The following is an 18,934-nucleotide window of genomic DNA, read 5'->3' on the forward strand; positions in this document are numbered from 1 at the left end:
TATAATAACTATATTTCATAGTTTATATGATTAGCTTACCCAAAAAAGCATAATAGATAAGTAAGTTGCAAATATTTTAATTTGTGCTGTAAATATATATGTAAGATCAAATGAAAAAAAGAATTGAGCTATCATATAATGATCTCAATTCTTTTCATAAAAATTTACATTTTTAAAAATCCAAAAAACATTAGTATACCAAATACTATACCAGCGCCAATTCTATAAACTGCAAATACTCTCATTGGTCTTTTCTTTAAATATGCTACGAATTTATCCATTACAATTATTGATACTATAAAAGCCACAATAAATCCTACTATTAAAGAAATCCATAATGTTGCATTCATGATAGAATAATCAAATTCCAAGAGATCCTTTGCTGATGATCCTACCATTGCAGGAATCGCTAAGAAAAATGAAAATTCTGCCGCTATTGGTGTTGAGAATCCTGCGATCCAACCACCCATGATAGTTGATGCACTTCTTGACATTCCAGGCCATACTGCAAGTACTTGAAATACACCTACTTTTAAAGCTTGAATTGGCGTTATATTATCTAAATTTTTTGTAGCATGCTTTTTATTTTTTCTAAACCTGTTTTCAATTATTATTAATAAAATACCACCTACAATGAATCCAACTACTACAGCCTCAGGTGCAAATAAACTTTTTATCTTTTTATAAAACAACAAACCAACTATTAACATTGGAATACATCCTATTATAACATTTATTCCAAAATTAAAACCGGTCCTTCCTTCTTTGCCTTTTGAAAATATATACGTAACAAATTCAATAACACTGTCTTTTATCTTTTTCCAATATAATACTACAACCGCAAGTATTGCTCCAAGTTGAATTACAACCTCAAACATATCCACAAACGGACCTTTAAAATTCATAATGCTTGATGCTAATATCATGTGCCCTGTAGATGAAACTGGAATAAATTCTGTTAATCCTTCAACTATTGCTATAATAATAGCTTTAATTATAAATATAATATCTACTAATCCCACTTAAATATCACTCTCTTTCTATTATTTAATTGCTTAAAATATAAGCAATTTTATATTAACTCTATTAATATATTGTAACCCCTATTTACTCTTTATCATACAGAAATTTCCTTGAACTTCATTATACTTTCGGAAAACATATCTATATAATTTTATTTTCCTAGTTCATAATCTATTTTATTTAAAACTATGCTACAAAAGCAGCTTGTCTATTGTATAATGTTCATTACCAAAATTAAGGAGTAACTGTATAGTCCTCCTTTAATTTTTTACTTTTATTTTTCTATTATATCTAAGAGTTTCTTTTCCTCAGCTTTTACGTTTGGCACATAGCTCTTCAGTAGCGTAAAATCACCTACTAATTCATACTCTCCAAGAGTTGCAGGAATGAAAATACTGTCTCCCATAAGTATTTTCTCTTCGCCACCACTATATTTTATAGCGCCATCACCATCAACGCATGTAAATAGGAAAAATCTTTCCTCATCACTTTTTTCTTTTACAGATGTATTAATTTCATATTTTTGTATTGTGAAATACTCATCTAAACAAAGGTACGTCTTATCATATCCCTCTTTTGGTATTGTAATTCCCTTTGAATTTTCCCCCTTAAGCGAAAAATCAATTACTTCTAATGCTTTCTCTACATGAATTTCTCTTCCTCTATTATAGTCATAAACTCTATATGTAGTATCACTATTTTGTTGAATTTCAGCAATTAATACACCTTCACATATAGCATGAACCAATCCACTTTGAACAAAGAAAAAATCGCCCTTTTTAACAGGAATTTTATTTAAATACTTATCTAAATCTCCATCTTCAATTGCCTTTTTAAATTTCTCTTTATCGCAATCTTTTGTTCCAACTATTAATGAAGCATTTTCTTCTGCATCAACTACATACCATGCTTCTGTTTTTCCTGAATCTTTTTCAACTCTATTAGCATATTCATCATCTGGATGAACTTGAACTGATAATTTATCTTCTGCAGTTATAAGCTTAATTAAAAGAGGAAATTCTTTAATATCAATTTCTGTTCCTAAAAGTTTTTCTCCATACACTTCTATTATTTCGTTAAAAGACTTACCTTTTAATTCTCCATTTTCAACTTTACCAGTACCATTTTTATGACAAGCAATATCCCAGCTTTCACCTATTACACCTTCTGGTATATTATTTCTAAATTTCTCAAGGTGCTTTCCACCCCATATTCTTTCATAATACAAATTTTCGAATTTAATTGGATACATCTAATTACTTCCCCCCTAGCACTATATATTACATTTCATGTAAATCAGATCTTTTTCAACCAAAAGTAATTTTAATTAATAAAATAATTTAAGGTCGGGAACCTTTAATGTTGCCCCATTTCTTTTATTATATGCGTCTGATAGATTTCTTATCCTATTATAATTTTCAGTTATTGTCTCTTTATCTTCTTCACTAGTTTTTTCATTTATTCCATCATATGCTGCTTTCAAATTAACCATACCTCTAGTTAGATCACCATCAACTGCGATATAATAACACCCTGCATTATTTAATGTTAAAATATCATTTTTATCAATAGCATAAGCGCTTCTTATTTCTTTAAGAGATTGTTCATTACTCTCTTTATTTAAATATACAGTTCCAAGAGCTCTATGGTACTTAGGCAATTTATCATTTATTGAAATACTCTTTTTTAGCAATGGTATTGCATCATCTTGTCTTTGGTTATTAATTTGTATTAATGCCATATTATAATATACTTCTGCATCATTTGGATTAATTTTTGAAGCCAGCTCATAGTAACGCATTGCCTTAGCAGTATCTTTGGTCGCATTTCCATAATATTCTGCTGTTTTAATTATAATATTGTAGTTTAAAGGTTCCTTATGTAAAGCAGTTCTAAAATAAGGCTCTATTCCATCAATTTTATCTTGCTTCTCCATTATCTCAGTTATCAAAAATCCATAATTATCTGGATAATCTCTGTTGGCTACTATACTTTTTTCGGAATCCTTAAATGCCTCATCATAATTTTCATTATTATAAGCCTGCCATGCTGACGCATGATAACCTATAAATGAATTTGGATACTTCTTTATCAATTCATCTAAAACCGTCTTAGCTTCTTCTGTTTCACCCAAGTTTTGATACATATTAGCTTTAATAAGCATCAAATTCTCGTTTCCAACATCTTCACTCTCTATTTTTCCAATTAATTCATCCGCTTTTTTTGCTGACTCCTTGCTCATTGAATAAATTTTCGCTGTCCACATTTTATACGCAAGTTCATCAGGGTCTTTTTTCTCTAATTTTGAAATTTTATCCAAAATATCATTTTCATTATAATCTGCAATTTGAGCGATAACGTCAAATACTTTTATTTCATCTTTATCTTTATACCAAGCATCTTTTAATAATGTAAAACCTTCGTCATAATTATCTATTAGCATGTTCATTCTAGCTAAAATAGCTAAATCTACTGCACCTTCATCAGTTCTAGGATAACTAGCTACTATATCTTTTGCTTTATTTTTATCTCCATTTACTAAATAAGCAGTAAACATTGTTTGTAATAGATTTTTATTGTCAGGATAATCATGTAGAAATACTTCCCCATATTCTACAGCTTTTTTATATTCGCCATTCATAACTGTCGTGAATACTATGTAATTTGCTAATTCTATGTCTTTATCTTTAAGCTTATCTTTCTTTTCTTTATTACTGTCTATGAACTTATTCCTTGCTTCATATGCTTTTCGCAAGATTTCATTTGATTTTATAAATTCACCTTTAACAGAATATATATCTGCAATTTTAACATCCCATATTGGCCATTCGTCCTTTTCTTGCAGCTTATTATATTCTGCGATAGCTTCATCATATTTCTTGTTATAAAAGTCTTCCTCTGCAACGTTAGTTGCAATAGATGTTTTATACTTGTTTGCTTCAGTTGTAGATTTTATTGTTACATACATTACTATAGCTACAACTAAACATATACTTACAGTTAAACTCGCAATAAAATACTTGCTTTTTCTGAACATATTCAGCTTTTCTTTGGTTAGAGTTACAACTTGAGCAAAATACTTATTTTCTTTTAAAGTACTTATGTACTCTTTAACTCGTTTTTCCATGAATAAATCACACCTTACTTTTGTAATTAGTCATACTTGTTCTCTATTTTAACAAACTTTAATACAAAAATCTACAATTTGCATTATATTCATTTGATTGTAAGTATTTATTAATAATTTATTCACTGTTTTCATCAGATAAACTTCTTTAACATTACATATTAATTGACTTCTATAATTCACTTTTAAGCATTAATTAATATTAAGAAAACAAAAAGAGTGAAATTTAACTCCCACTCTTCTTGAATATACTAAGATGTACTTTTATACATTAAATCTAAAGTTAACTACATCTCCATCTTCCATTACATATTCTTTTCCTTCAAGTCTGAACTTTCCTTTTTCTTTAGCTGCTGCTTCTGAACCACATTCAACTAAATCATTGTAAGAAACTACCTCAGCCCTAATAAATCCTCTTTCAATATCTGAGTGAATTTTTCCTGCTGCTTGAGGTGCTTTTGTTCCTCTTTTGATTGTCCAAGCTCTAACTTCTTGAACCCCTGCTGTTAAGTAACTCATAAGTCCAAGTAATCTGTAACTAGTTTCCACCATCTTATCTAATCCTGATTCATCTAGACCATATTCTGATAACATTTCAGCTTTCTCTTCATCTTCAAGTCCTGATAATTCTTCTTCAATTTTAGCACTTATTACCATTACTTCAGAATTTTCAGCTGATGCATATTCTTTTACTTTCTTAACATAATCATTATCAAAGTTACCTTCCATAACATCATCTTCTGAAATGTTACATGCATATAAAACTGGTTTTGAAGTAATTAAAAATAAACCTTTTATAAAATCATTCTCTTCTTCAGTAACTTCTAGAGTTCTAACAGGCTTATTTGCTTCTAACTGTTCCTTAACTCTTTCCATAACTCCATATTCAAATTTTGCAGTCTTATCTCCTGATCTTACAAGCTTTAATGATTTTTCCATTCTTCTTTCTAGAACTTCTAAATCTGAAAATATCAACTCTAAATTTATAGTTTCAATATCTCTTATTGGATCAACAGAACCTTCAACGTGAACTACATTTCCATCATCAAAACATCTAACAACATGAACTATTGCTGCAACTTCTCTAATATGTGATAGGAACTTATTTCCTAATCCTTCACCTTTTGAAGCTCCTTTAACTAATCCTGCTATATCATAAAACTCTATTGCTGTATATACTTTTTTCTTTGTGTTATACATTTTCTCTAAAACGTCTAATCTCTTATCTGGAACACTTACAACCCCAACGTTTGGCTCAATTGTACAGAATGGATAATTAGCTGATTCAGCTCCAGCCTTTGTTATCGCATTAAACAACGTACTTTTACCTACATTCGGTAAACCTACCATACCTAATTTCATCTATGTACATTCCTTTCTTATATCGAACTTTTACTTACGGATATTCAAAATATACCCTAACTTTTAATATACCTTTAAAAATTATACTCTAGAACACTTTTTATTTCAACTTTATATTCCTATAGATAAACAACATACCTAAACTTTATGTAATACCTTACCGAAATCAAATTTTTCAGAATTATTAGTAACCATTTTATAAAGTTTGTACTAAAAATTCCTTTAGGTTTAAATGCATATAGAAATTACCATGACTATTCTTTGAGTAAATTCGAATACTATGAATGATTAGACGCTATTATGCAATATATTTTTTTAATTTATTTTAATTTTGGAGGTGAAACTAATGAAAAAAAATATAAAAGTTATTATTGCACTTTCTTTGGTATTAAACTTAGTTGCAATGTCTCCTCCTAGGTGCGTAAAAGCTACGGAAGAAAATGTTGATGCAAATGAGTGCTTTGAAGAGGGTGGAGTTTTTGGAGATATTTCAGATCTTGACAATATAAGGGATATCTTTTCCTCATTTAGTGATGAGGATGAACTTAACTGGTACTATGTTGGTAAAGGAAAGGATCAGGTTGCCGAGGGTCCTAAAGAATCTGCTAGCTTCCTTAAAGAAAGTGGCGGCTATTTCTTAGGTGATACATCGAATAAAGTCTTGTATCTCACCTTTGATGAAGGCTATGAGAATGGTAATACTGGAAAGATTTTAGATATATTAAAAGCATGTAATGTTCCAGCTGCTTTTTTTGTAGTAAAACCTTACATAGCTACAGAACCTGAATTAGTTAAACGTATGGTTGACGAAGGACATTTAGTTTGTAATCATACAGTTCATCATCCATCCATTGCTCAAATACGTGATAAAGAAAAATTTACTGCAGAATTTACCGGAGTAGAAGACGCCTTTAAAGAACTTACTGGCCAAGATATGCCTAAGTTTTTCAGACCTCCAATGGGTAAGTATTCAAAAAAATCTTTAGAAATGACAAAGGATTTAGGTTATAAAACTATATTCTGGAGCTTTGCTTATAAAGATTGGTTAGTAAAGAGCCAGCCATCTGAATCATATGCAGTAGAAAAGATACGTAAAGGAGCTCATCCAGGATCTATAATGCTTCTACACGCAGTTTCAGATACAAACACTAAAGTACTAGAATCCATCATTAAAACCCTTCAAGCAGATGGATATGAATTTAAATCACTGAACGATTTGCCTGAACAATAATCATTTCAGGTATAAATAAATCTACTATAGATTATGTTCTGAATATCAGTAAAATTAATTTGAATGATTTAGAAATAATAGTAACTGAAGAGATAAGTTTTCTAAAAATTAAAGTATTTTAGTGTGTTTTCAAGTAAAACTTAGTTACATGCTAAAATGCTTTAACTTTTAATTTTAAAATTCATACAATTTTATCTAATTGGTTTATCATACTTATTGTTACAATATCATCTGGGTAAATTTGGCATGAGATAAACTTATACTTTAGAAGTATACCTCAACCAGAAATACGAATCATTCTTTTATGGAATGTTTCGTTAGGAATTTTTATGGTCGTGATTCTTAGGGTAGAGGTTGTTCCAAAATGCTAGTTCAAAGCGTAGTCTTTGAGGCTAGCATTTTGGATGCAACTTCTATCCTTAGAATTACCCATAAGAATTCCTTAGAAACTGGAATAAAAGAATGATTCGTATTTCGATGAGTTATTTCTAAAGTATTATTTTATGAATTTCTCTACATTTTCACCTATTTTTACTGTAGAATTTTTTGATGTAATAATATTTTTTATTGTATTAAAATCCTGTGAAGAATATCCCATTGGATTAATTAAGTATGTATCTTCTGCAGAATTTTTATTTTTTTTCTTATCATCTTTATAAAAACTAATTGCAACAAAATCTTTCTTCTTATTTTTAGGCTCATTTCCTTTACCGATAAAAATAGATTTTACATTACTATACTTAACCGATCTTATTAAATCATTGCCTTTATAAAATTCTATTTTATCTTCCTTAATTATTATATCCTGATTATATTCTACTAAAACTGAAAGTGCCGTAACAATTCCTGTAAAAAAGAGCACCCACATAGGAATACTTTTTACTCCTCCTCCTAATGATCCAAAGATTATCCCTACCGCTATCTCAGTTGCTACCACGCCTATCATCATACCGTTTTTCTTCTTTATAACGATAGGAAATTTTGTGTTTTCCAATACTAATTCCTCCTTAGAATTACTCGGTAATTAATCAAAAATATTTTACATACTTTTTATTTTTAAAATATATATCTTATTCTAAGAAATATTATACAGTATACATGCAATCTTTTTCAATACTTGTTAATATTATTACTTGAACCTTTTTTAATCCCTAAATCACCAAAAAATTAGATGTATCAAAACTTCATATAAACACAAAATAATAAAAAAGGAGGTGAAATGTATGCCACTTAAAGAAGGACCACATAAACCTGGATCATGTAATCCACTACAAAAGGGTATAAGAAGACAGAAACTTCATGATGGGCAAAATGATGTTGGGAATCCTAAAAACAAACCTCAATATAAGAATTTTGATGGAGCACCAGTAGAATAATAGCAATCCGAAAGAAATGATATTCTGTTGCTCGGTTGCTAAAGAAAATAGCTATGTATTTCTAACAGCAAAAGTTGTACCCATTCCTGCATGCTCCTAAGCTAAAGCTTATGACAAGCAAGAATGGAACAACTTTTGCTGAAGAAATACTATAGCTATTCTCTATATGCAACACTGCGCAAAAGAATATCATTTCTTTCTGGTGTTGTATAATATTCCAAATGACAAAGTAAAATTATTATTGGTGTATACCTATACTAAAAATAAGTAACATATTGTTTGCAGTGTTTCATTGGAATTTTGATGGTAATGACTCTTGACTAAAAGTTGTTCCACAACGCTTGTTCATCGCCTGTCGTTGAGGCAAGCATTGTGGGTACAACTTCTATTCGTAGAATCATCCATCAAAATTCCTAGAAACCGAAACACAATATGTTACTTATTTCGGTAAGTTATCACATAACTCTAAGTTACGAATTTGTATATATTACGTTATTTACAATTTCAGTTATAGAATTTTTTTCTTCTTGTGATTTTTTCGAGATGCAGTTTAATTCATTGTCGATCTTTTCGAAAAACTCTTCATTTCTAAGTCCATTTAAGTTTACTTTAACATTTACTATTGAGCTTTCTATTGCACTATGTAAAAGAATAGCTGATATAGCTAGGTCTGATAATAACATTTTATTTCCGTACTTAGCCATAATATTTAAATTATCATAAAACTCTAAGCACTCTCTTGCTAATACTAAAGGTACTTCCATGGATTTAATTGTATTTTCCTTTATTGCTAAATTTCTTTTTTCCTTTTCTTCATCATTATCTTTAGATAATTTATAAGAATCCATTAACTTTAAAAAGTTTTCTCTATCTTCTTCCATAAGCTCTAAACTTCTTGCAGTAAATTCTTTAGATTCTTTTTCAAAGTTAGCTATAAGTTCTTTTTCACTACCACTTAGACCCATGTAACTTTTTTTACCTATTGTTAGTGAATATACCATGGAGTTTAATGCAGCAGATACTGCTGCAATAAGTCCCGCTACACTACCGCCTCCTGGTGCAGGTAGATCTGATCCTAACTCTTCTAAAAATTGATTAATACTTTCATCACAAAATTTCATCATTATGCCCCTATCATATTAATTTTTCTTTCTCTTCACCTATAGATAAACAACGTGATAATTGATATTTAATATATTACTCACCGAAATGAGTAGCATACTTTTGTTCCAGTTTCTAAGGAATATTGGTGGGTGATTCTAAGACAAAAGTTGTGCCCAAAATGCTAGCCTCAAAGGCAAACTTTGAACTAGCATATTTGGAACAACTTTTCTCTAAGAATCACATCCACCACAATTCCTAACGAAACATTCCACAAAAGTATGCTACTCATTTCTAGTCAGAATATATATCTAAGTACAAATGTAATTTATAGCAGGTTTATCTATAGATGAGTAAACTATAAATTCATTTATCTCTTGAAATAAATACCACATAAGAAAGTAGAAATAACAATATTTCAACTCTCGGCTAGTTGCTATATATTATAACTCGGATAACTACTCAATGTTTTTGTTATCAAGAATTGAAACTAGATATCCTAAGTATATCCAAAATATCATGGAAATAAAGCTTACTGAGTAAATTAATGCGCTTTCAAATAAGTTAACTGCAAGAATACCTACTATTAATGAAGTTATTGTTGTCATTTGTAACTTCTCTTTCCTGTGTAACTTATCTAAATGTTCAATAATAAATGCTAAAATCATCAATATAAAGGTTAGGAAGAATACTAGTTGTACAAGTCCATTCACTGTCGCTGTCTGAACATACATATTATGCAGACCACCAGTTTCTAATCCTGGTAAATCATCAGTTTCACGAGCACTTTTAACGGCTTCTACAAGATTGCTATTCCCAACTCCAGTGAAAGGATGTTCATCAATTACTATAGATGCAGACGTCCAAAGACTACTTCTTCCACTTGTAAAATCTCTTATGTTACTTTTATCTAGTTCAAAAAATACTCCACATGCAATCACAGGTATTATTAAAAGTATTGCCCTAAAGTATTTATTTTTGTTAGATATAAATATGAAAGCATATATTACAGCTACAACTATTAGGTAAGCACTTCTACCATGAGATCCTACCATAGTTACTGCCTGCATGACTATATTAGCTAACCAAAACATCTTAAGTCTATGAATTTTAGCTATATTATTAAGATATATGCATATAACAATAGCCAATGCAGCTGCGATTGATAGGGCATTTTCATTTTCAAATACACCTTTTGTAGCTCCAAATACAACTTGCCCTACTTCTATGGTCTTTCCCAAAAATCTGAGAATTAATGAAAATATTGATGCTAAAAACATAAAACCAACATAAAAATAGCTAATACAATTTAATTCTTTAATTAATTGTTTTTTATCTCTAAATACATCAACTGAAAACACAACTGTAAATAAGATTAAATTTACAGCCCATAGTGTAAGATTATGTGAACTTCTATAAACAATAATGTTCAAAAATAACGTTACTATAATGAATATTGCAAGAGGAATATCAAATTTATAGACCTTTCTTCTCTTGTATCCATCGATTATCATAAATAGAATCAATAGTGCCCCCCATGCAAACGCTACATAATTTAGGATTGTAATTTTGGGGATACCTTTTAATATTGTAACAACAATTAAACTTACAAATAGATAAAACAGCTTAAAATATAGTTTGTTACCTAAAAAATCATAGATATTTTTAATTATTTCTTTCATATACTTTTTTATACACTCCTTTTAGCCTTTCCACTAATACATTTTCTGAATAGCTAAAAACTGCTTCTTGTCTTATTTTATTCTTGTCATAAAACTCATAATTTTCTTTTATTTTTATCAATGCTCTGGCTAAATCATCAACATCTTTCTTTTTAGCTATAATTCCATTATCTTCTCTTATTATATCTTCTGCTCCTCCGTTATCAGCACCAATAACTGGTTTACCACAGGCAAGTGCTTCAATATACACAACGCCAAAGGTTTCATGTTCAGATGGCAGTGCAAAAGCATCACACGCCCTCATTTCCTTGGATACCTCTTCTCTTGATAGAGCACCTAATAGTTTAATCTGCTTCTCCATTTTCAGCTGTTCAACTAATTTCTCTAATTCAGGCTTAATCGTACCATTTCCGCCTATTCTTAAACTTACCTCTTCATTTCTAAAGGTTTGTGCAAAAGCTTTTATTAAGCATTCCATACCTTTTCCTTCTTCAAGGAAAGCACAAGAAAAAAATTTAAAACCTTTGTCTTTACTTAAATCATTTATCACATTATTATCCACACTAAATAATTTCAAATCAACCATATTGTGGATAACATCCACTGACTTGTTAACATATCCCTGGATTTCCTTTTTTAACCCACTACCAACTGCAATTAAGTAATCTGCCTTCTCATACGCATTAAAAATATGTTTCTTATAATTTTCATTAACATATTTTGCATATTTAAGTGATGAATGTTCGGTAAGAACTAATGGGATATTATATTTTTTACTTATATAAGCAGCTGCTATTCCTCCCCAAAAGGCTGAATGGGCGTGAATTATATCAACCTTGCCTTCATTCCTAACTATTTCTTTATACAATCTATCCATTCTCTTATTGAAACTTTTAAACATTAATGGCGTTTTAGGTAAATAATTATAATCTTTATATCTATAAGTCCTAAGGTTATCTTCTATATTAAAATTTATGCCTCTTTTTTCATGTATCTTACCCAACATTGTTATTGGCCAAATTTCATTATAGGCAACAGTAACTTTCTGACCACTATCTGCAAGAGCTTTAAATTGTTCCTTAAAAAAACTACCATGAACTTTATTCCTAGCTGAAGAATACCAAGATGGAATAACCATTATATGCATTTAATCACTTCCCTCTAATATATTGTTCAGTCTCTCTACTATGGAATTCCACTCATAATTTTCGTCTGGTGCGCAGTGAATCGTATTGTTCTTATACATTTTTATTAGTTCATAAATTTTATTCTTTATTTTTTGAGTACTATTATCCGTCACAACACATTTCTTATTATTTTCCACTACTCTTTTAATAGGATCATTATCATCACCATAGATCACTAATATCCTGCCTTTTGCTCCAAAATAATCATAAATCTTTGCAGGTATCTGTTTGGAATTCTTATTTCCAAACAATAGCAATACATCTCCATTAAGCATATATTTAAGCGCTTCATCAAAAGGTATTCTTGGGGATACGTTAGCCACCTCTAAGCTTTGTAATTTCTTTCTTGCTTCTATATCATCTATATTTCCAAAAAATAAAACATTCAATAAATTATAAGATTCTAAATCTTCATTCATAATTTCTTCGATCGCCTTTATAAATGGATTTATATCTCTAAGCTTTGAAAATATTTCTCCAGTATAAATTATGTTAACCTTATCTTTTCTTATAAGCTTTGGTGCTTCTTCATGAGATAATCTTTCATATAATTTTGCATCAAAACCTCGGTTTAAGATAAAAGTTTTCTTATTATCATTTAATGTCTTATAATCTTTTAAATATTCATTTTTATTTGCTTCTGTAACAAAGATGAACTTATCAGCAAAATTAACAATATTCTTTTCCATATTCTTTTCAAGCATCTTCTTGACAATAAAAGATTTTTCTCTAGTAGAATCTTTAAGCCATGGGTCACTCCAATAAGTAATCCATGGAACATTTTTATATTGCTTCTTTATATAATAAGCGCATAAATGAGATGATGGAGGTTCATGCATTGAAAATATAACATCAAATCTTTCTTTTTCCATTAAATCAATCCCATATACAGCCGCTTTCCTGGCCCATCCATAATACATATCAGGTATAACCATGGCATTCTTTATTCTTCTAAGAACCTTAGTACTATTTCCATTCTTAGGCTTAACAGATGCATTATTAGAACTATTAGTTTTTCTAGGCATTAATTTTTTAAAGACAATTCCACCATCAACCACGTGGACTTTTATTTTACCATCCATCATAGTTCTTAATGCCTCATCATAATATATTGAATCTTTTGGAAAATTCACTGTCAAAAGATGTACTTCATTATTGTTGATTTCACTTAATTTATTTAAATATTGAAGCGTTTCAATAGCTGCTGAATTATTTATCAACGGGGAATAGCAGGCAATAAATAATATTTTCATACACCCTCCTATCTTTTAATCCTCTTTAAAATTAAACTTTTTATTTCGATGATTTCTTCGATCTTAAAAATATGGCATAAAGTAAAATATACTACAACTCCAATTATTCCTCCAAATAAAACTAGAGGTATTGATCCTAACGTATTTCTTAGATTAATTACCACGATAATAATTACCAATCCCATGATCAAAGAACTTATTGTTATTAATACTATTTTTTTTATGATATCATTTATAATAAAATCTTTTTCTAGTTTTATAACACTTCTAAATAACAGAATTGCAGTTACTGCCATAGCTATAACAGATGCTAAAGCTATGCCCATTATCCCAAAATATCTAGATAAAATTATGCAGAATGTTATATTAATGATAACTCCAACAACTCCATTTACAGTAGTAACCTTCGTTTTTCCCATGGAAAATAATGTTGAATTTAAAATATCCCTTAATCCAGTGAAAAATATTCCAAATCCATAGCCTAATAAAGCAAAACTTGTAATTTGAACTGCATTTTTATCAAACGCTCCTCTTGCATATACAATTTTTACTATGTCTTCACTAAATATTATAACTCCAAAAGTAATAGGAATTAATAATATTGCTAAATATAAAATTGATTTTTTTAGAATTTCTAAAAATCCATGAATATCTTCATTACTCCTCATATTTGCCATAAGTGGATATGCAACACTTGTTACTGAAGCTGCAATAATAGTATTTATAAAAATAATCAACTTTTGAGCATAATCTAATGCTGAAACTGATCCACTTGGAAACTTTAAAGCAATATATTTATCAACAACCATATTTAATGAATTTGCTCCTGCTCCAATAATTACTGGAATTATTAAAACAACAATTGCTTTTAGTCTTTCGTCCTTTATATCTATTATAAATTTATACTTATATTCATGATTTAATAAAGATGGTACTTGCACCGCAACTCTAAAGAAATTTCCTATAACATTTGCAATTGTTAACCCTAAAATATCATAGTTATTAAAGAATAATAAATATAATATCATAGGTAAATTAAAAAACAACCCCAATATGGATGGAATCACAAAATCTTCATTTACTTGTAATAATGCTGTAAAACATGCATTTATAGATAAAAATAACAGATTTAATAATGTTATCCTTAATAATTTTATTGCAATTAATGCTGTTTCTTCCGAAGGTCCAAATATATATACTATTTCTTTTGAAAAAATGCTTGTTACAACAAATAGAAATAAAGAGATAACAAATAATATATTTATCACATTATTTGCAAACTCGTACATTCGTTTTTGACCTTTTTGAGCTTTAATTTTACTAAGCATCGGTAAAAATGCTGTAGATATTGCAAGTCCTACCAAAGTAAATATTGTTTCCGGTACAGATACTGCAAGATTATATGCATCGGTATACATTCCTGCACCAAAATTATTTGCAATAAGCATATCACGGACAAATCCCAAAAATCTACTTATCAGTGACACAATCATTATTATAAATGTAGATTTAACCAAACTACTTCTTTGTTTCATTTTATCACCTATTTATTTCTATCTGTTATTTTGTAATTTACGCTAATGTTAATATTACTTTTTCTTATGTCTTAGTACAAGTAGTAAAAATTTAGGTATAGCAATTAATCTTTTTATTCTGAATGGCTCTTTTATAACTCTATATAGCCATTCAAGACCTAAAGATATCATCCATTTTGGTGCTCTTTTAAGCTCACCGGCAAGTATGTCAAATACTCCGCCTACCCCCATGAATATATGTATATTTGAACTCTTAATAATCTTTTCAATAAATATTTCCTGTCTCGGCGATCCCATTGCTACAAAGATTGCCCATGGATCAGATTTATTTATATCATCTACTATCTCATCACAATTATTTAAATCAAAAAATCCATTATGAAATCCTGAAATTATTAAATTAGGAAATTCAGTTTTTATATTATCCACACATTTATTAAGAACTTCTTCTTTTGCTCCTAATAAATAAATAGATCTTCTCTCTAAATTTGCTTTAATTAAAACTTCTCTAACAACATCTATTCCCGCGATTTTTTCTTTCACTGGATTTTTTAGTAATTTTGATGCGAGTACTGTTCCAACTCCATCTGGTATTATAATGGAATTTTTATCATTAAAATTCTCTTTAAGAATAGGATTGTGCAATCCATTAAATAATACCTCTGGATTTCCTGATATTATATTTACTTTTTCAAAATTATCTGCATAATTCATTAAAGCACTTTTGTCCTTATTAAAAACCTCAAAATCAAGTATCTTCGTAAACATATTATCTCCTAATTATTTTACTGTTCTATTTAACATTTGATCTATTTCAATTACTATTTCATCTTCAGGAGCTAGCTTTTTAGCAATCTCTAGGTGAAGCTTTGCTTGCTCTTTATCTCCTAAGTTTATATAACACATTACTATATTTGTACAGATTTCCACATCTTTAGATGCTTCAAAGGCTTTTCTAAAATATTTTATTGCTTCCTCATACTCTCCAATACAAGCATGACTCATTCCAAGCTCATTAACAGTCTCAAGGCTTCCAGATTCAATTGCAAGGCTTTTACCTAAATAATATATAGCCTTATTATAACTTTCAATTCTTCTATAACCTACGCCTAAGTAATAATAAACTAATGGATTTTCTTTAAATTCTTCACTTAAGGGCAATAACAAATCTATGGCTTTCTTAGGTTCATCTTTTAAACACTCAACTGCCTTTTCAAAATGACTTACATTAGTAATATCACTTACTATTTCCTCTATTTCAGGAGTTTTCTTTCCCCCCTTATTTATGTATTCATTTATTTCTACTTCCGCACCTTTGTGATCCCCTTGTTCTTTAAGAATTAAGGCATTATAAAGATAAGGTTCTGGAGATTTATCAAAGTTTTTCTTACACTCATCAATATCCTCTACTAGAATTTCTGCAAAACTTGAATCTTTTTCTCTTATTGTCTCACCTACAGCTAATAGCTTCGTTAGAATTTCCTCTTCCTTTGTATATCTATAATATCCTTTTAATAAAATATAGGCGTCTTCTAATTTATCTTTTTTTATTCTATTTGCTATAAGGCTTTTTACACATTCTTCAGCATCTGGAATGTAAGATAAAATCGTTCCATAATCATCAACATATCTAACATTTTTATCTGCACCAAAAGTAATAAACATACCCTCAACAAAATAATATATAGGTAAGTTGCTTAATTTTATTTCATCATTAACATTATTTACAACATAGTCAGCACTTATAGGCATATATAACTCATCATTTTTAAATTCAACATGCTCCGGTATATTAAGACTTCTTTTAAATCCTTCTTTATTCATTTCTAGAAATAATAATTTACTTAGTTTATCTTTATACATTGTCTTATAATTACTCATTCTACACCTCTTGCTTAATTGTCAATATCAATACTTAATCTAAATTCTTTATTAAGCATTCATTAATAACAACTGTTTATTTTTGGTTCCTTACTCAAGGAAACTCGACTCACATTCGTTCGCTGAGTAAGTGACTCACACCAAATCACAGATTTGGGTTCCCTACTTAATAAAATTGCTACCACCTAGTAAGATGATAGCAATTATGGTACATTCAAAAAAATAACAAGTTAATCTGGTAACCTATTTTCTTTCACGCACCTGTATAGAAATTAACTTAACTTAGCGTTAATTATTTCCATTACTTTTTCTTTAAATGTCGCAATATCTTTATCAGCATTTTCTAAACTGCTGCTCTTTACTGCTAAATAAACTTTCATCTTAGGCTCTGTTCCTGATGGTCTTACTACGAAATATGAACCATCCTCTAAGATGTACTTTAATACATTAGACTTAGGTAAGTCAATAGTTGTCTTAGTATTATTTACAGTATTTTCTTCAATGCTTAATTTATAATCTAATCTTGTAACTATTTTAACAGCATCTACACTGCTTATTGGATCATTTCTTAATGCCTCTATACAGTTAGCAATCTTTTCTTGACCTTCTTTTCCTTTTAACTCTAAAGATACAAGAGTTTCTTTGAAATATCCATATTTTTCATATAGATCAATTAATGCATCATAAAGGCTCTTTCCTTGTTCCTTATAGTAAAGACACATTTCACATACTAACATTGAAGCTATAACAGCATCTTTATCACGAACAAAGTTTCCTGCAAGGTATCCATAACTTTCTTCAAATCCAAAAAGATAAGTCTTATTTCCTGCATCTTCGAATTCTCTTATTTTTTCGCCTATATATTTAAATCCTGTTAATACATCCATAAGTTCGATATCAAAGTCTTCTGCAATACTTCTAGCACCTTCTGTTGTAACAATTGTCTTAATTACAACACCATTTTGAGGTAGTTTATTAGTTTCCTTTAATGAGCTTAATACATAATGAGTTAAAAGTAAACCAGTTTGGTTACCAGTTAATACTTTAAATTCACCAGTATTATCTTTAACAACAAGACCTATTCTATCACAATCTGGGTCTGTTCCAAAGATTATATCTGCTCCTTCTGTTTGCGCCATTTTCATAGCTAATTCAAATACATCTGGATTTTCTGGGTTAGGATAAGATGCTGTTGGGAAATTTCCATCTGGAGCTTCTTGTTCCTTAACTACTTTAACATTGCTATATCCTAATTGTTCTAATACTGCTCTTACTGGAACATTTCCTGATCCATGTATTGGAGTAAATATAACATTTAAATTGCTAGCTTTTTCTTTAACTAAATCAGTTCTTATTGTTAATCCCTTAACTTTTTCATAATAAAGCTTATCTATATCTTCTCCAATATAAACTAATAAACCTTTTTCTAAAGCAAGACTTTCATCTATATCTTTAATTTTTGAAAAATCATCTACAGAATTAACTCTGTCGATAATTATATTTGCTTTCTCATCTGTTACTTGCCCACCAAATTCATCATAAACCTTATAACCATTGTATATTTTAGGATTATGAGACGCAGTAACAACTATACCACCGCTGCATTTTAATTCTCTAACTGTGTAAGATAATACTGGCGTTGGTCTTAAACTTTCATATAAATATACTTTTACATTATTTGCACATAAGTTAAGTGCAGCTGCCTTTGCAAATTCCTTTGACATATTTCTAGAATCATATGCAATTGCAACTGAAGGATCTTTAAAATTCTCATTAAGATAGTTTGCAAAGCCTTGTGTAGCTTTTGCAACAGTATATATGTTCATTCTATTGCTTCCAGCACCTATTACCCCTCTTAATCCACCAGTACCAAAATCTAAGTCTTGGTAAAATCTATCTTCAATCTCCTTTTCGTCAGATATTGCTCTCAATTCGTTTTTTGTTTCCTCATTGATAATGTCGGAATTAATCCAAGTGTTATACTTTTCTTTGTAGTTCATTTTTTAATCCCCTTTCCAAACTTTTCTCTTTTCCATTATACAATATTTACCTGTAATTAAAAACATTTTTATATTATCATAATAGACGAATTTTAAATCTAAACTAAAATTTCTGCATCTTTATTTTATTATAATATTATCTATATATACATACCCAAAAATACTTTTATCTATTA

General features: G+C 29.3%; 15 protein-coding genes. 2 read left to right on the forward strand and 13 right to left on the reverse strand.

The window, feature by feature from the left end:
* Positions 1-164: 164 nt before the first annotated feature.
* The 4 genes from CLCHR_RS02735 to ychF form a co-directional block, all read right to left on the reverse strand.
* A complete protein-coding gene (locus tag CLCHR_RS02735; RefSeq protein WP_079438151.1) occupies positions 165-1,022 on the reverse strand; it encodes an undecaprenyl-diphosphate phosphatase in 858 nt (285 codons plus the stop codon).
* Between the two features lie 275 nt (positions 1,023-1,297).
* Positions 1,298-2,275: a type I phosphomannose isomerase catalytic subunit gene (locus tag CLCHR_RS02740; RefSeq protein ID WP_079438152.1), complete on the reverse strand. Its 978-nt coding sequence runs from the start codon at positions 2,273-2,275 to the stop codon at positions 1,298-1,300.
* A 75-nt stretch (positions 2,276-2,350) separates the two neighbouring features.
* Positions 2,351-4,150, reverse strand: a complete 1,800-nt coding sequence (locus CLCHR_RS02745) for a tetratricopeptide repeat protein (protein ID WP_079438153.1) — start codon at positions 4,148-4,150, stop codon at positions 2,351-2,353.
* A 264-nt stretch (positions 4,151-4,414) separates the two neighbouring features.
* Positions 4,415-5,512, reverse strand: coding sequence for a redox-regulated ATPase YchF (gene ychF / locus CLCHR_RS02750; protein WP_079438154.1), 1,098 nt, complete (start codon positions 5,510-5,512; stop codon positions 4,415-4,417).
* Positions 5,513-5,858: 346 nt separating this feature from the next.
* Here ychF and pdaA point away from each other — a divergent pair, with 346 nt between their 5' ends.
* On the forward strand, positions 5,859-6,743 hold the full coding sequence (gene pdaA / locus CLCHR_RS02755) for a delta-lactam-biosynthetic de-N-acetylase (protein ID WP_079438155.1): 885 nt from the start codon (positions 5,859-5,861) through the stop codon (positions 6,741-6,743).
* Between the two features lie 496 nt (positions 6,744-7,239).
* Here pdaA and CLCHR_RS02760 read toward each other — a convergent pair whose 3' ends face one another.
* A complete protein-coding gene (locus CLCHR_RS02760; protein WP_079438156.1) occupies positions 7,240-7,737 on the reverse strand; it encodes a hypothetical protein in 498 nt (165 codons plus the stop codon).
* 229 nt (positions 7,738-7,966) lie between these two features.
* On the opposite strand from CLCHR_RS02760, the gene CLCHR_RS24665 reads away from it, so the two are divergent.
* Positions 7,967-8,119: a clostri-philic family protein gene (locus CLCHR_RS24665; protein WP_169896751.1), complete on the forward strand. Its 153-nt coding sequence runs from the start codon at positions 7,967-7,969 to the stop codon at positions 8,117-8,119.
* Between the two features lie 470 nt (positions 8,120-8,589).
* On the opposite strand, the gene CLCHR_RS02765 is transcribed toward CLCHR_RS24665, so the two are convergent.
* The 8 genes from CLCHR_RS02765 to CLCHR_RS02800 all read right to left on the reverse strand — a co-directional run bounded on the left by CLCHR_RS02765 (position 8,590) and on the right by CLCHR_RS02800 (position 18,758).
* Positions 8,590-9,240: a cyclodeaminase/cyclohydrolase family protein gene (locus tag CLCHR_RS02765; RefSeq protein WP_079438157.1), complete on the reverse strand. Its 651-nt coding sequence runs from the start codon at positions 9,238-9,240 to the stop codon at positions 8,590-8,592.
* A 438-nt stretch (positions 9,241-9,678) separates the two neighbouring features.
* Positions 9,679-10,902: an O-antigen ligase family protein gene (locus tag CLCHR_RS02770; RefSeq protein ID WP_079438158.1), complete on the reverse strand. Its 1,224-nt coding sequence runs from the start codon at positions 10,900-10,902 to the stop codon at positions 9,679-9,681.
* Positions 10,886-12,049 (reverse strand): glycosyltransferase, encoded by a 1,164-nt coding sequence (locus CLCHR_RS02775; protein ID WP_079438159.1) that lies wholly within the window; start codon positions 12,047-12,049, stop codon positions 10,886-10,888. The genes CLCHR_RS02770 and CLCHR_RS02775 overlap by 17 nt, the downstream gene beginning before the upstream one ends.
* Positions 12,050-13,342, reverse strand: coding sequence for a glycosyltransferase family protein (locus tag CLCHR_RS02780; RefSeq protein WP_079438160.1), 1,293 nt, complete (start codon positions 13,340-13,342; stop codon positions 12,050-12,052).
* Between the two features lie 8 nt (positions 13,343-13,350).
* Positions 13,351-14,877, reverse strand: coding sequence for a murein biosynthesis integral membrane protein MurJ (murJ, locus tag CLCHR_RS02785; RefSeq protein ID WP_079438161.1), 1,527 nt, complete (start codon positions 14,875-14,877; stop codon positions 13,351-13,353).
* Positions 14,878-14,931: 54 nt separating this feature from the next.
* Complete coding sequence (locus CLCHR_RS02790) at positions 14,932-15,645, reverse strand: WecB/TagA/CpsF family glycosyltransferase (RefSeq protein ID WP_079438162.1); 714 nt, start codon at positions 15,643-15,645, stop codon at positions 14,932-14,934.
* A 12-nt stretch (positions 15,646-15,657) separates the two neighbouring features.
* The gene (locus tag CLCHR_RS02795; RefSeq protein ID WP_079438163.1) at positions 15,658-16,758 is read right to left on the reverse strand and encodes a tetratricopeptide repeat protein; all 1,101 of its coding nucleotides are present in this window, start codon (positions 16,756-16,758) and stop codon (positions 15,658-15,660) included.
* Between the two features lie 272 nt (positions 16,759-17,030).
* On the reverse strand, positions 17,031-18,758 hold the full coding sequence (locus CLCHR_RS02800) for a phospho-sugar mutase (RefSeq protein WP_079438164.1): 1,728 nt from the start codon (positions 18,756-18,758) through the stop codon (positions 17,031-17,033).
* Positions 18,759-18,934 lie beyond the last annotated feature (176 nt).

This window comes from Clostridium chromiireducens (assembly GCF_002029255.1).
GTDB classification, from domain to species: domain Bacteria; phylum Bacillota; class Clostridia; order Clostridiales; family Clostridiaceae; genus Clostridium; species Clostridium chromiireducens.

What these genes read in the sequence shown, in the direction of transcription:
- CLCHR_RS02800 (WP_079438164.1), bottom strand. Translation starts at nt 18,758, where the DNA reads ATGAACTACAAAGAAAAGTATAACACTTGGATTAATTCCGACATTATC.
- CLCHR_RS02790 (WP_079438162.1), bottom strand. Translation starts at nt 15,645, where the DNA reads ATGTTTACGAAGATACTTGATTTTGAGGTTTTTAATAAGGACAAAAGT.
- pdaA (WP_079438155.1), top strand. Translation starts at nt 5,859, where the DNA reads ATGAAAAAAAATATAAAAGTTATTATTGCACTTTCTTTGGTATTAAAC.
- CLCHR_RS02780 (WP_079438160.1), bottom strand. Translation starts at nt 13,342, where the DNA reads ATGAAAATATTATTTATTGCCTGCTATTCCCCGTTGATAAATAATTCA.
- CLCHR_RS02775 (WP_079438159.1), bottom strand. Translation starts at nt 12,049, where the DNA reads ATGCATATAATGGTTATTCCATCTTGGTATTCTTCAGCTAGGAATAAA.
- murJ (WP_079438161.1), bottom strand. Translation starts at nt 14,877, where the DNA reads ATGAAACAAAGAAGTAGTTTGGTTAAATCTACATTTATAATAATGATT.
- CLCHR_RS02770 (WP_079438158.1), bottom strand. Translation starts at nt 10,902, where the DNA reads ATGAAAGAAATAATTAAAAATATCTATGATTTTTTAGGTAACAAACTA.
- CLCHR_RS02745 (WP_079438153.1), bottom strand. Translation starts at nt 4,150, where the DNA reads ATGGAAAAACGAGTTAAAGAGTACATAAGTACTTTAAAAGAAAATAAG.
- CLCHR_RS02795 (WP_079438163.1), bottom strand. Translation starts at nt 16,758, where the DNA reads ATGAGTAATTATAAGACAATGTATAAAGATAAACTAAGTAAATTATTA.
- CLCHR_RS02740 (WP_079438152.1), bottom strand. Translation starts at nt 2,275, where the DNA reads ATGTATCCAATTAAATTCGAAAATTTGTATTATGAAAGAATATGGGGT.
- CLCHR_RS02765 (WP_079438157.1), bottom strand. Translation starts at nt 9,240, where the DNA reads ATGAAATTTTGTGATGAAAGTATTAATCAATTTTTAGAAGAGTTAGGA.
- CLCHR_RS24665 (WP_169896751.1), top strand. Translation starts at nt 7,967, where the DNA reads ATGCCACTTAAAGAAGGACCACATAAACCTGGATCATGTAATCCACTA.
- ychF (WP_079438154.1), bottom strand. Translation starts at nt 5,512, where the DNA reads ATGAAATTAGGTATGGTAGGTTTACCGAATGTAGGTAAAAGTACGTTG.